The 12896-nt window shown below is 67.8% G+C and carries 16 protein-coding genes; 3 read left to right on the forward strand and 13 right to left on the reverse strand.

The features are described from left to right. On the forward strand, positions 1-400 hold a 400-nt coding region (locus ACIDOCELLA78_RS000000102880; protein WP_249675526.1), incomplete at its 5' end, for an SDR family NAD(P)-dependent oxidoreductase. Positions 401-499: 99 nt separating this feature from the next. Here ACIDOCELLA78_RS000000102880 and ACIDOCELLA78_RS000000102885 read toward each other — a convergent pair. From ACIDOCELLA78_RS000000102885 to ACIDOCELLA78_RS000000102945, 13 genes are all read right to left on the reverse strand, one after another. Next, positions 500-703 (reverse strand): hypothetical protein, encoded by a 204-nt coding sequence (locus ACIDOCELLA78_RS000000102885; RefSeq protein ID WP_249675530.1) that lies wholly within the window; start codon positions 701-703, stop codon positions 500-502. Further along, positions 694-1287, reverse strand: a complete 594-nt coding sequence (locus ACIDOCELLA78_RS000000102890) for an N-acyl homoserine lactonase family protein (protein WP_249675534.1) — start codon at positions 1285-1287, stop codon at positions 694-696. Before ACIDOCELLA78_RS000000102890 ends, ACIDOCELLA78_RS000000102885 begins: the two co-directional genes overlap by 10 nt. Positions 1288-1314: 27 nt before the next feature. Beyond that, positions 1315-2601, reverse strand: a complete 1287-nt coding sequence (locus ACIDOCELLA78_RS000000102895) for a hydroxyacid-oxoacid transhydrogenase (protein ID WP_249675551.1) — start codon at positions 2599-2601, stop codon at positions 1315-1317. A gap of 45 nt (positions 2602-2646) precedes the next feature. Then, positions 2647-4698 (reverse strand): N-acetylglucosamine-6-phosphate deacetylase, encoded by a 2052-nt coding sequence (gene nagA / locus ACIDOCELLA78_RS000000102900; protein WP_201728306.1) that lies wholly within the window; start codon positions 4696-4698, stop codon positions 2647-2649. A 4-nt stretch (positions 4699-4702) separates the two neighbouring features. Then, the gene (locus tag ACIDOCELLA78_RS000000102905) at positions 4703-5086 is read right to left on the reverse strand and encodes a histidine triad nucleotide-binding protein (RefSeq protein ID WP_201728307.1); all 384 of its coding nucleotides are present in this window, start codon (positions 5084-5086) and stop codon (positions 4703-4705) included. After that, positions 5083-5580, reverse strand: a complete 498-nt coding sequence (locus tag ACIDOCELLA78_RS000000102910; RefSeq protein ID WP_201728308.1) for a phosphoribosyl-ATP diphosphatase — start codon at positions 5578-5580, stop codon at positions 5083-5085. The genes ACIDOCELLA78_RS000000102905 and ACIDOCELLA78_RS000000102910 overlap by 4 nt, the downstream gene beginning before the upstream one ends. A gap of 9 nt (positions 5581-5589) precedes the next feature. Beyond that, positions 5590-6354 (reverse strand): imidazole glycerol phosphate synthase subunit HisF, encoded by a 765-nt coding sequence (gene hisF / locus ACIDOCELLA78_RS000000102915; RefSeq protein ID WP_201728309.1) that lies wholly within the window; start codon positions 6352-6354, stop codon positions 5590-5592. After that, on the reverse strand, positions 6348-7088 hold the full coding sequence (hisA, locus tag ACIDOCELLA78_RS000000102920; RefSeq protein WP_201728310.1) for a 1-(5-phosphoribosyl)-5-[(5-phosphoribosylamino)methylideneamino]imidazole-4-carboxamide isomerase: 741 nt from the start codon (positions 7086-7088) through the stop codon (positions 6348-6350). Before hisA ends, hisF begins: the two co-directional genes overlap by 7 nt. Before the next feature lies 1 nt (position 7089). After that, complete coding sequence (locus ACIDOCELLA78_RS000000102925) at positions 7090-7650, reverse strand: GNAT family N-acetyltransferase (RefSeq protein WP_201728311.1); 561 nt, start codon at positions 7648-7650, stop codon at positions 7090-7092. Continuing rightward, a complete protein-coding gene (hisH, locus tag ACIDOCELLA78_RS000000102930; protein WP_201728312.1) occupies positions 7647-8282 on the reverse strand; it encodes an imidazole glycerol phosphate synthase subunit HisH in 636 nt (211 codons plus the stop codon). Before hisH ends, ACIDOCELLA78_RS000000102925 begins: the two co-directional genes overlap by 4 nt. Next, positions 8279-8869 (reverse strand): imidazoleglycerol-phosphate dehydratase HisB, encoded by a 591-nt coding sequence (hisB, locus tag ACIDOCELLA78_RS000000102935; protein ID WP_201728313.1) that lies wholly within the window; start codon positions 8867-8869, stop codon positions 8279-8281. Before hisB ends, hisH begins: the two co-directional genes overlap by 4 nt. Before the next feature lie 59 nt (positions 8870-8928). Next, positions 8929-10338: an MFS transporter gene (locus ACIDOCELLA78_RS000000102940; protein ID WP_249675554.1), complete on the reverse strand. Its 1410-nt coding sequence runs from the start codon at positions 10336-10338 to the stop codon at positions 8929-8931. Positions 10339-10435: 97 nt separating this feature from the next. Beyond that, positions 10436-10873 (reverse strand): phosphate-starvation-inducible PsiE family protein, encoded by a 438-nt coding sequence (locus ACIDOCELLA78_RS000000102945; protein WP_201728314.1) that lies wholly within the window; start codon positions 10871-10873, stop codon positions 10436-10438. Positions 10874-11011: 138 nt separating this feature from the next. Here ACIDOCELLA78_RS000000102945 and hslV point away from each other — a divergent pair, with 138 nt between their 5' ends. After that, positions 11012-11563 carry an ATP-dependent protease subunit HslV gene (gene hslV / locus ACIDOCELLA78_RS000000102950; protein WP_201728315.1) on the forward strand — a complete coding sequence of 184 codons (552 nt, stop codon included), beginning with the start codon at positions 11012-11014 and terminating at the stop codon, positions 11561-11563. Next, entirely contained in the window at positions 11560-12879 is a 1320-nt protein-coding gene (gene hslU / locus ACIDOCELLA78_RS000000102955) for an ATP-dependent protease ATPase subunit HslU (RefSeq protein ID WP_374223241.1), read from the forward strand. Before hslV ends, hslU begins: the two co-directional genes overlap by 4 nt. The last annotated feature ends 17 nt before the right edge of the window (positions 12880-12896 follow it).

Raw genomic sequence — 12896 nt, forward strand, 5'->3', positions numbered from 1 at the left:
CACGGTGACCGCGGTGAACGCGGCGATGCCGTTCCTCGAAAAATCCGATGCCGCCTCGATCGTGGTGATCTCCTCGGTCTCGGGCCGCGAGGTGGATTTCGCCGCCGGCCCTTATGGCGTGTTCAAGGCGGCGCTGATCCATTACGCCAAGGGTCTGTCGTTCCAGCTCGCCGGCAAGGGCATCCGCGTCAACGCGCTCTCGCCGGGCAATACCTATTTCCCCGGCGGGGTGTGGGAAAAGATCGAGCACGGCAATCCGGCGCTGTACAAGGAAGCGCTCGCCCTCAACCCGACCGGGCGGATGGGCCGGCCTGACGAGGTGGCGCGCGGCGTGGTGTTCCTCGCCAGCCCGGCGGCAAGCTTCGTCACCGCACCAATCTCGTGGTCGACGGCGCGCTGACCCGCGGCGTGCAGTTCTGATCGCGCGTCATCTCCGACCGACAAAAAACCCGCCCGGATCGTCTCCGGGCGGGTTCGTCTTTGCCGCGAAGGGCGAGGCTCAGTCGTAATAGCCAGGCGCGTGTTTGAAGCTCGGCCAGGCGATCGGATCATGGCCAGTCACCACCGTCGCACCGGTCTTCTCGGCGAGCGTGCGCAGCTTCTGCACCGAGCGCACGGTATCCACCGTGCTGGCAAGGAAGCCCGGCAGCGCCTTCTCATCCCAGTGATCGGTCGTATAGGCGGCATCCACCGTCAGCAGCATCGGGCCCGCCTTCGGCAGCGTGACGAGGAACGATTGATGCCCGGGCGCGTGGCCGGGGTGAAGACGGTGCGGATCACTCCATCGCCGTAGAGATCGTAGAAATCATCGGCGGCGCCGTTGAGGAACTGCCATTTCAGGCCCGGCCTGTCGAAATCCTTGCGGATATAGCCGCCGGCGGCGAACCAGTCCGGCGTGTAGGCATATTCGTATTCCGCCCGCTGCACGAGATGGGTCGCGTTCGGAAACCGGCCGATCGCCCCGGTATGGTCGAGATGCAGATGCGATTGCAGCACGTAGCGCACGCTGGCCGGATCGATGCCGAGCTTCTGCAACTGCGGCAGGCAGGCTTCCTCGCGCGTCATCACCGGGAGGTAGACATCGCAGACCGCGCCCCAATGCGCCCGCATGTCCTCGGCGACCTCGGCGGCATTGCCGCCATCGATCACGATATTGCCTTTCGGATGCGTGATGAGGAACCACGGCACCGGGATTTCGTAGGGATCGTTGCCCTGGTTCATCTTGATCGAGGCGGTCACGGTCTTGAGCGTGCCGCAGCTGAACATGTAGAGCCTGATGTCTGACATTTTCCTTACCCTTGTGTTATTGAGGTTTTACCAATTGCGCATCGACTGGCGGAGTATGGTCTCCAGAATGCCGGCATCCACCGGCTTGGGCGATCCGGCGAGCAGGCGCTGCTGTTTCAGCGCGCCGTCGATGATCGCGGGAATATCCGCCTCGGTGTAGCCGAGTTCGGCGATGCCCGACGGGGCGCCGACGGCCTTCATCAGGTCGATCAGTGCCGCCGGCAGCGAGTCCGGGCCGGGGGTCTCGATATCGTGGCCGCGCAGCAGGCTGGCGGCGCGGATATGTTTCTCGGGTGCCGCGTCATAGGTGTAGCGGAATGCCGCCGGCGACGTGACGATCACCGAAAACCCGTGCGGCACGAAGGCGTGGTTCCGCGAATAGCCGGGCGCGTGATAGACGTGCTTCAGCCCGGCGATCGGATAGGCGCAGGCATGGGGAATGTGCACGCCGGCGGTGCCGAAGCCGATGCCGGCCATCGTCGCGCCGAGCATCATCGTCCCGCGCGCCTCGTAATCCTCGCCATCGGCCACGGCGCGGGCGAGATATTTCCCGCCGAACTCGATCGCCTGGAGCGACCAGATATCGGCCACCGGGTTCGAGCCCTGATAGGGCGGCCGATCGTCCGGCGAGGCCGGTTTCGGCCGCTGGTTGAACGGTTTCGAGATATAGCTCTCGACTGCGTGGCAGATCACGTCGAGCCCGGCAGAGGCCGTCACGCCCGCCGGCGTGGTGCGGGCGAGGGCGGGATCGACCATGGCGAGGGTCGGCCGCATGTAGCGATGCGAGATGCCGCTCTTGACCTTCAGTTCGGGGATATCGAGCACGGCGACGGTGGTCGCCTCCGATCCCGAGCCGGATGTGGTGGGTAGCGCGATCAGCGGCCGCAGCGGTCCGGGCGGCTTCTTGCCGCCGCCGATCGGCGGGTTGACATAGTCGATCACCGCCCCGCCATGGGTGCTGATCAGGTTGGCGACTTTCGCGGTATCGATCGTCGAGCCGCCGCCCAAGGCGATGAACCCGTCGCAGGGATGCGCCTCCGCGAAGGCCGCGCCGCGGGCGAAACTGTCAATCGTCGGCTCGACATGGATATCCTCGAACCGGTCGAAGGTGATGCCGGATGCGGCGAGGATTCCCTCGATCTGCTCGATCAAGCCGAACTGGTGCAGCATCGGGTCGGCAACCAGGATGACATGGCGAAGGCCAAGGCGCTTCGCCTCCCAGCCGAGCTCGTCAGCCGCGCCGATTCCGTATTTCAACTGGGTGGCTTCGAGCGTGAAGACGCTTTCGAAGCCTTGCTCTGCCGTCTGGCTCATGAGTTCCTCCATTTTCCGGCCGGGAGCTGGCCGGTGCGGGAGGGACTATGCCCTTTCCAGGGCGGCGCGCAATCGCCCGCCCGCCGCGCCAAGCCGCAGGCGCGCCTCGGTCGTGCCGATTCGCAACACCAGCATGACGATCGCCGTTTTTACTTCGTAACCGCTTGTTTCAAGGGCATCTTTGGCATCGGCCTCGGACGCGCCGGCAATCGCGCGGACGATGCGGATGGCGCGGGCGCGCAGCTTCGCATTGGTGGCGCGGAGATCGACCATATAGGGGCCGAACGTCTTGCCGAGGCGCATCATCACCGTGGTGGAGAGCGCGTTGAGCGCCAGTTTCTGGCTGGTGCCGGCCGAAAGCCGGGTCGAGCCGGCGAGCACCTCAGCACCCGTCGCGATCACCACCGCGATGTCGGCGGCGGTGGCGAGCGGGCCATCGGCATTGACGATCGCCCCGGTCAGCAGGCCGCGCGCGGCGGCGGCGCGCAGCGCGCCGAGGGTGAACGGCGTGCGCCCGGAGGCGGCGATGCCGACGAGACCATCCGCCGGGCCCGCCTTGTGCTCATCGAGCAGGGCGGCAGCGGCATGCTCATCGTCTTCGGCGCCCTCGACCGCGCCGGTCACCGCCGCGCGGCCACCGGCGATCAGGGGAATGATCACCCCGTCCGGCAGCGAGAAGGTCGGGCCGCATTCCACCGCATCGAGCACCGCGAGGCGGCCGGAGGTTCCAGCACCGGCATAGAACAGCCGCCCGCCGGCTTCGAGCCGCGCCGCCACCTCCTCCGCCAGCCGGGCGAGCGACGGAATGGCTCGCTTCACCGCCGCCGCCGCTCCCTGTTCCTGATCCAGCAACGCGCCCATGATCGTGCCGGTGGCCGCCCGGTCGAGTTCGTCGAGATCGCGGCGGATCGTCTCCGTCGCCGGCATGGCGGGGGCCTGGCGCGCCGGGGCGGGCAGGGGATGCAGCGCCGCGCCGCCGATCCAGGCATTGCGGATCTCGAATCCATCGTCGAACCAGATGAGATCGGCCAGGCACCCGGCGGCGAGCCGCCCCCGATCTGCCAGGCCGAGGGCTGCGGCGGGGGCTTCGGTCGCCGCAGACAGCGCGGCAGCGGGTGCGATGCCGGCACCGATCAGGCGGCGCAGCCCTTCATCGAGCGTGATCGTCGCACCGGTGAGCGACCCGTCCGGTCGCCGCGCGGCGCCGTCCCGCGCCTGCGCGGAATCGCCGCCGAAGCGTGCCATGCAGCCCTCGGGCAGGCCGGCGAGGCTGACCGAGTCGGTCACCGCCACCGCCCGCGCCCCGGCGGCGGCGAAGCCGAAGCGCAACGCCAGCGCATCCGCATGCACGCCGTCGGCGATGAAACACGCATGCACCCGCGCATCGGCGAGGGCGACGCCGATCAGCCCCGGATCGCGATGATGAAACGGCCGCATCGCAGTGAACACATGCGTCACCAGGCGGGCGCCGGCCTCGATCGCGGCTTGCGCGGCTGCCGCATCGGCATCGCTGTGGCCCAGTGCCACCGCCACCCCCGCGCCCGTCAGCCGCCGCACCGCCGCAAGCCCGCCCGGCCGCTCCGGCGCGAGGGTGACGAGCTTCAGCGTGGCGGCAAGATCGGGGTCGGCCAGAAGCTCGTCCAGCGCCGCGCCGGTCGGCTCCCGCAGCCAGTCCGCGCGGTGGGCGCCGCGCCGGTTCGGTGCGAGGAACGGGCCTTCGAGATGCAGGCCAAGCATACGCGCGGCCGGTTCGCCCGCCATCGCCGGCATCGCCGCGCGCAGGCGCCGCGCCGCGCCGTGCAGGGCGGCGAAAGGCGCGGTGATGACCGTGGGCGCGAAGCTGGTGACGCCCCGCGCGGCGAGGTTCCGGCAGAGATGGCGGAATCCCTCGGTGTCCGCCTCGGCGCAATCGACGCCGAAGGCGCCGTTATTGTGCAGATCGATCAGGCCGGGGGCGAGGACGCCGCCCTCAAGCCGCAAATCCGGGTTCGCGGGATCGTAGTCAAGCACCGCGGCGATCCGCCCGCCCTCGACAACGACCGCGCCGGGGCCGGTGATCGCCCCGTCGCGGAACAGGCGGTCCGCCGCGATCAGCATCGGCTCAGCGGACGAGCATCGGCCCCAGCGGATGGCCGGCAAAGACATGAACGTGCAGATGCGGCACTTCCTGGTGGCTGTCCGGCCCCATATTTGCGAGCAGCCGATAGCCGGTCTCTTCCGCGCCGATCTGCCGCGCCACCTCGCCCACCGCGCGCACGAAACCGGCGATCTCGGCGTCGCTGGCGGTGGCCGAGAAATCGGCGAAGGAGACGTATTTCCCCTTCGGGATCACCAGCACATGCTGCGGCGCCTGCGGGTTGATGTCGTGAAAGGCGAGGGCGAATTCGGTTTCGAACACTTTCCGGCAGGGGATTTCGCCGCGCAGGATTTTGGCGAAGACGTTCTGCTCGTCATAGGGCGGCTTGCCGCTCACACCTGGTTTCATGGAATTTTCCTCGTTTCCGCGATCGACAGCAGCATCGGGCGGGACGCTTTTTCGGCGATCCCGGATATCCCTTCCCGGCGCTGGAGTTCCAGCCATACATCCTCCGGCCGCAGCCCGGCCGCCACCCACATCACCAGCAGGTGATACAGCACGTCCGCGCTCTCGGCGATCAGCGCCTCACGATTGCCGGAGATGGCCTCGATCAGGCACTCGACCGCTTCCTCGCCGAATTTCTGCGCCACCTTGTTGATCCCGCGCGACAGCAGCCGCGCCGAATGGCTGACCAGCGGATCGGCCGACTTGCGGGCAAGGATGGTCGACCACAGCCGGTCGAGAACCTGGGCGTTGGGGGCTGCCGGGTTCAGTGGCGGAACCGGCGGATGGGTCGCCGCCGCGCGAGCCTTGGGCTTGGCTTTCGGTTTGGCGGCGGTCTTGCTGCCCGCCTTCTTCGCCTTGGTATCCGGCAGGGTGGATTTCACGGGTTTCTTGGGCATGGGGAACCTCTAGCGCGGGCCGACCGGGCGAACCGGCAGGCCGGCGGCGGCAAGAGCGGCCTTCACCTCGGCGATGGTGAACTGGCCAAAATGGAACACACTGGCAGCAAGCAGGCCGGTCGCGCCCGCCGCGGCACCCTCGACGAAATGCGCGAGCGTGCCGACGCCGCCCGAGGCGATCACGGGGATGTTCACCCGCGTGGTCACGGCGCGCAGCAGGTCGAGATCGAAGCCGAGGCCGGTGCCGTCGCGGTCCATCGAGGTAAGCAGGATCTCGCCGGCGCCGCGCGCCGCCATCTCGGCGCACCAGCCGACCGCGTCGATCCCGGTGCCGCGCCGCCCGCCATGGGTGAATACTTCCCAGCCATCGCCGCCGCGCCGCGCATCGACCGCGACGACGACGCACTGGCTGCCGAATTTCCGCGCCGCCTCGTTGATGAAGTCAGGCCGGGATATGGCGGCGGAGTTGATGCTGCACTTGTCCGCACCAGCCAGCAGCAGGCGGCGCATGTCATCCGTCGTGCGGATGCCGCCGCCGACGGTCAGCGGCAGGAACACTTTGGCTGCGGTGCGGCCGACCACGTCGATGATCGTGTCGCGGTTCTCGTGGCTCGCGGTGATGTCGAGAAAGGTGAGTTCGTCGGCGCCCGCGCGGTCATAGACCACGGCCTGCTCCACCGGATCGCCGGCATCGCGCAGCGAGACGAAGTTCACCCCCTTCACCACGCGCCCGTCCTTCACGTCGAGGCAGGGAATGACGCGCAGCTTCAGCATGAAGCGGCCTCCGCCAGCGCCGCCTGCGGATTGATCCGGCCATCGTAGAGGGCGCGGCCGATGATCGTGCCGGCAAGGTTCGGCGTGCGGCCGGCGGCGGCGCGCAGGTTACGGATATCCTCGATGCCGGCTACACCGCCCGAGGCGATCACCGGGATGGTGATGGTGGCGGCGAGGGCTTCGGTGGCATCGAGATTGAGGCCCTGCAGCATGCCGTCGCGCGCGATATCGGTATGGATGATCGCGGCGATGCCGGCATCCTGCAGCCGCATCGCCATCTCGGTCGCCGGTAGCGACGATGTCTCGGCCCAACCCTCGGTGGCGACCATGCCGTCCCGCGCGTCGATGCCGACGACGATCCGCCCCGGAAAGGCGGCGGCCGCCTCGCGCACTAGGCCAGGGTTCTTCACCGCGGCGCTGCCGAGAATGACGCGCGAGATGCCAAGCTCGATCCAGGCGGCGATGCCCGCCATGTCGCGGATGCCGCCGCCAAGCTGCACCGGCATCGCCACCGCGGCGAGGATCGCGCGCACCGCCGCGCCATTCACCGGCCGCCCGGCAAAGGCCCCGTTCAGGTCGACAACGTGCAACGCGGCAAATCCGGCGGCCTCGAAGGCGCGGGCCTGGGCGGCCGGGTCCTCGGCATAGATCGTCGCCTCGTCCATCTCGCCGCGGCGCAGCCGCACGCAGGCGCCATCCTTGAGGTCGATCGCCGGGTAGAGGGTCAGAGCCATGTCAGGACGCCTGCAACATCTTGTAGTAGAAATGACCGCCGATCGTCTGCCCATCGGTGCGGGCATAGGCCGGATGGGTGCCCCAGCGGATGAAGCCAACCGTCTCGTAGAGCGCGATGGCGGCGGTCTGGGTCTCGCGGACATCGAGGTTGAGCACCTGATAGCCGAGCGCGCGCGCGCGGTCTTCTACCCGCTGGACGATCAGCCGGGCGAGGCCATGGCCGCGTGCGTAGGGGGCGACGAAATTATGCGCGAGCGTCGCGCCGAAAGCCTGCGCCTCGTTGTTGCGGGGCGGGCGGACGAGTTGGGCTGCGCCATAGATCACGCCATCCATCCGGCCGACGAACAGCTCCCGCTCCGGCACCATCACGACGCCGCGGAAATACTGTTCGAGTGCCGCGCGCCCCGGCGGGCGCAGCCAGCCGAACCCGCCGCCATCGATGATCGCCGCATCGGCCGCCTCGCACAGCGTCTGCATGTCGTCATCGGCGAGCGATGTCAGGCGGTCCACCTGCATGCTCGATGGTGGCGGCAGGTCGCAAAGATCGGAACAGGTCATCATGGCATCCAGCGCAGGAAATTCCCCAGAATGGTCAGGCCGACCTCCTGGCTTTTCTCAACGTGGAATTGTGTACCCGCCCGGTTCCCGGTTGCAACCATTGCCACGATCTCTTCACCGTACGAGGTGGTGGCGATCACCGTGCTGCGGTCGTCCGTGCGCAGGGCGTAGGAATGCACGAAATAGGCATGGTCGCCCGGCGTCAGCCCCTCGAGCAGCGGATGCGCGCCCGGGGTGAAGGCCAGCTCGTTCCAGCCCATATGCGGCAGGCGCAGGCCATCGGCGCGAATCGGCGCGATATCGCCGCGAATCCAGCCGAAGCCGGGCGTGGTTTCGTGTTCGAGCCCGCGTTCGGCCATCAGCTGCATACCGACGCAGATACCAAGGAACGGCGCTCCGGCCTCGACCCGGCGATGCATTGCGGCGGCAAGGCCGGGGCGGGCGGCGAGCCCGTGCGCGCAATCGGCGAAGGCGCCCTGACCGGGCAGCACGATGCGGTCGGCGTCACCGACGATCCCGGCATCGTCGGTGATCGAGACGGTCGCATCGAGCCCGAGCCGGGAGGCGGCGAGTTCGAGCCCGCGCGCCGCCGAGGCGAGATTGCCGCTGCCGTAATCGATGACCGCAATCCTCACAGCACCCCCTTGGTCGAGGGAATCGCGCCGGCGGCACGCGGATCGGGCTCGACCGCCATCCGCAGCGCCCGCGCCGCGGCCTTGAACGCGGCCTCGGCCACGTGATGCGCGTTGTGCCCGGCGCGGCGGGTCAGGTGCAGCGCGAAGCCGCCATTGGCGGTCAGCGCCTGGAAGAATTCCTGCACGAGCTGGGTGTCCATGTCGCCGATCGTCTGCCGCTCGAACGGCACGTCGAACACCAGGAAGCCGCGGCCGGAAAGGTCGATCGCGGCCTCGCACAGCGCTTCGTCCATCGGAGTCGCGGCGAAGCCGAAGCGGGTGACGCCGCGCTTGTCGCCCAGCGCCTCGCGGATCGCCTGGCCGAGCACGATGCCGACATCCTCGACAGTATGATGGGCATCGATATGCAGGTCGCCCTCGGCGCGGACGATCAGGTCCAGCATGGCGTGCCGGCCGAGTGCGGTCAGCATGTGATCGAAGAACCCGATTCCGGTGGCGATGTCGGTGTTGCCGGCGCCATCGAGGTCGAGCATCAGCTCGATCGAGGTTTCGGATGTGGTGCGCGTGATGCTTGCAGTTCGGCTCATGCGGGCTGGCCTAGCCCAATTTCGCCGGCCCGCCAATCAGCCGGCCGGCGAAACTTCGCTCAGTGGTTGATCTGTTCGAGCGCGAGCCCCCTGGTCGAGGGGCCGAGCGCGATCATCGCGATGCCCACCAGCATCGCGATCCCGATGAACACCGCCACTCCCGGCACGCCGTACCGGGCGAGCAGAACGCCGATCGCGAGGCCGGCGAAGGCTGCCGCCAGCCGGCTCCACGAATACACGAACCCGACCGCGCGGGCGCGAATCCGGGTGGGATACAACTCAGGCTGGTAGCCATGATAGGCGAAGGACATCACGTTCGACGCGAGGGTGAACAGCACGCCGAGGGCGATCAGCACCGGCGGCGCCGAGCTTTGCGCGAACAGGCCGATCACCACCGCCATGATCACGAGCGCGCCGATGATCTGCGTCTTGCGTTCGATCCGGTCGGCGAAAACCGTGCCGAGCAGTGGGCCGAACGGATTGGCGATGGCGATGATGAAGGCGTATTCGAGACTGTGCGTCACGGTGATGCCGCGATGGATGAGCAGCGTCGGCACCCAGGCGGCGAAGCCGTAGAAGCCGATCACCTGCGCCATGTTGAAGACCGACAGGATGATGGTCCGCCGCAGATACTCGTCGCCGAAGATCTCCATGATCGACCCCGCGCCGCCTTCTTCCGGCGCGGCGGGCTGCGGCGGCGGCAGGGGATGGCCGGTTTCTGCGGCCACCCGCCGCTCGATATCGGCGACGATCGCCTCCGCCTCCGCCATCCGGCCGTGGCGGGCCAGCCAGCGCGGGCTCTCCGGAATGCCCCGTTGCAGGGCAAACACCACGACGGCGCCGACCGAGCCGATCAGGATCAGCACCCGCCAGTAGTCCAGCCCGAACGGCTTGCTGCCCTTCATGGCATAGGCCAGGAACGCGATCAGCGGCACCACGAGAAACGTGATGAACTGGTTCACCGCGAAGGCCTTGCCGCGCTCGCCCCGGGGGATGAGTTCCGAAATGAAGGTATCGATGGTCACGAGTTCGACGCCGATGCCGATGCCGGCGATGAACCGCCAGATATCGAGCGCGAGCCCGCTGGTCTGAAACGCCATGATCGCGGTGCAGACCATGTACCACAGCAGCGCCCCGGTGAAGACCGCGCGGCGTCCGAACTTGTCGGCGATCTGTCCGAACAGCAGCGCGCCAACCCAGAGCCCGGCGAAGGTGGCGAACACGAAAGTGCCGAAGCCCGCGACCTTCAGCACGCTGAGCCCCGCCAGGAAGCCGAGCGATTCCGGCTTGAACAGCCCTTCGCCCACCATGCCCGGCGCGACATAGCCGGTGAAGAACAGGTCGTAGAACTCGAAAATGCCACCCAGCGAGATCAGGACGATGATGGTCCAGACCGCGCGCGACGGCGGCAGGCGGTCGAGGCGGGCGGCGATCGTCGCCGCAGTCCGGTCCTGCATCCGGTCCTGCATGTGAGTCTCCCTGAATGTTTTTTATCGGTAAATTTGGGTAGCCAACACTAAGCCCGGGCCCGGAAACCTGGCAAGCCGGGCCTGCCACGGGGGCCGGTCAATCCCGCTGTTCCCGGCGGTCCTGGTCGCGCACCAGCCAATAGACGATGCCGAGCGACAGGAACGCGACCGAAAGCGCCATGAGCTGCAGCGCGTTCTCATGCGCCAGATCCATGATGATCAGCTTGCGAACGATCGCGAGCATCCCGATCAGGATGACCACCCGCACGCGCACCGGCCCCTCGTCGCGCTCGCTGGTCACCAGGATCGAGCGTTTGAATTCCAGCGCGATGACGACGGTGAAGATTCCCCCGAACACCGACTGGAACACCGCCGCGTTGGTGGGGTCGAACGTCGTGGCGAGAATGTCGTGCGCGATGTTCACGACGAGATGCGCGAGCGCCGCCGTCACCACGATCGCCATCAGCAACGTCACCGCCTGGACGACGATGAATTCGAAATACTGATAGGCCCTGCTGCCGAACCGGCGGTCCATCCTCTGGTCTCCCCGAAGCCGCGACGGGGAATATAGCGGTTTTTTCATCGCTTGCATGCATGAAAGGCACTCAGGCTTGCATCGCCCTGTCCCCTTGGGCGGCTTGCCCGCCCCTTCGCGCGGTGCCATCTGGAGGGCATGATGAACTCCAATGATCCGGTCGGCTGGCACGGCACGACCATTCTCTGTGTGCAGCGGGACGGGCAGGTGGCCATGGCCGGCGATGGCCAGGTCTCGCTCGGCAACACCGTGGTGAAGGGCAATGCGCGCAAGGTGCGGCGCATCGGCAACGGCAACGTCGTGGCCGGGTTCGCCGGTGCCACGGCCGATGCCTTCACCCTGCTCGAACGGCTCGAGGCGAAGCTGGAGCGCTTCCCCAACCAGCTTGAGCGCGCCTGTGTCGAACTCGCCAAGGACTGGCGGACCGACCGTTATCTCCGCCGGCTCGAGGCGATGATGGCGGTGGCCGACCGCACCCACGCCTTTACCCTCACCGGCAATGGCGACGTGCTTGAACCCGAGGACGGCATCATCGCCATCGGCTCCGGCGGGAATTACGCCCTCGCCGCGGCGCGCGCGCTGATCTCGGTGGACGGCATGACCGCCGAGGACATCGCCCGGCGAGCGATGAAGATCGCCGGCGACATCTGCGTCTACACCAACCATCACGTAACGGTGGAAATCCTGTGATCGACAGCCCGACCTACACGCCGCGCGAAATCGTCTCCGAGCTCGACCGGTTCATCATCGGCCAGCAGGACGCGAAGCGCGCCGTCGCCATCGCCCTTCGCAACCGCTGGCGCCGCCAGCAGCTCCCCGAGGGGCTGCGCGAGGAGGTGGTACCGAAGAACATCCTGATGATCGGCCCGACCGGCTGCGGCAAGACCGAGATCGCCCGCCGCCTGGCCAAGCTCGCGCAGGCGCCCTTCATCAAGGTCGAGGCGACGAAATTCACCGAGGTCGGCTATGTCGGCCGCGATGTCGAAAGCATCGTGCGCGATCTTGTCGAGGTGTCCCTCACCATGCTGCGCGAGATGAGCCGCAAGGGCGTGCAGGCCCGCGCCGAGCTTGCCGCCGAGGATCGCCTGCTCACCGCGCTGGTGGGCGAGGGCGCCTCGTCGGAAACGCGCAACCGCTTCCGCCGCATGCTGCGCGATGGCGAGCTGGAGGACAAGGAGATCGATGTCGACGTGAGCGAGGCGCCGCCCAACGTGATCGGCCAGATGGACATGCCGGGCATGCCGCCGGGCGGAGCCATCAATCTTGGCGACATGATGAAGTCGATGTTCGGCCGCCAGCACGGCCGCAAGCGCATGACCGTCTCGGCCGCCCGCGCCGCGCTGGAGCGCGAGGAGGCCGACCGCCTGCTCGACAACGAACAGCTCAACGCCGACGCCCGCCTGCATGCCGAGACCCACGGCATCGTCTTTCTCGACGAGATCGACAAGATCTGCGCCCGCACCGAGAGCGGCTTTCGCGGCGGCGATGTCTCGCGCGAAGGCGTGCAGCGCGACCTGCTTCCGCTGATCGAGGGCACGACGGTCTCGACCAAATACGGCCCGGTGAAGACCGATCATATCCTCTTCATCGCCTCCGGCGCCTTTCACGTCGCCAAGCCGTCCGACCTTCTGCCGGAACTGCAGGGGCGGCTGCCGATCCGCGTCGAGCTCGCCTCGCTCTCGCGCGAGGATTTCCGCCGTATCCTGACCGAGCCGGAACACTCGCTGCTGAAGCAGTATGTCGCCCTGCTCAAGACCGAGACTGTCGACCTGCACTTCACCGACGATGCGATCGAGGCGGTGGCAGCACTCGCCGCCGACATCAACGACCGGGTCGAGAATATCGGCGCGCGCCGGCTCGCCACGGTGCTGGAGCGGCTGCTCGAGGAGATCAGCTTCGCCGCGACCGACCGCGCCGGCGAGACGGTGACGGTCGATGCAGCACTCGTCGAGGAGAAGGTTGCCCCGCTCGCCGCGCGCGGCGATCTCGGCCGCTTCATCCTGTAACGGCTCTGGCTGTAACG

This window comes from Acidocella sp. C78, from assembly GCF_907164655.1.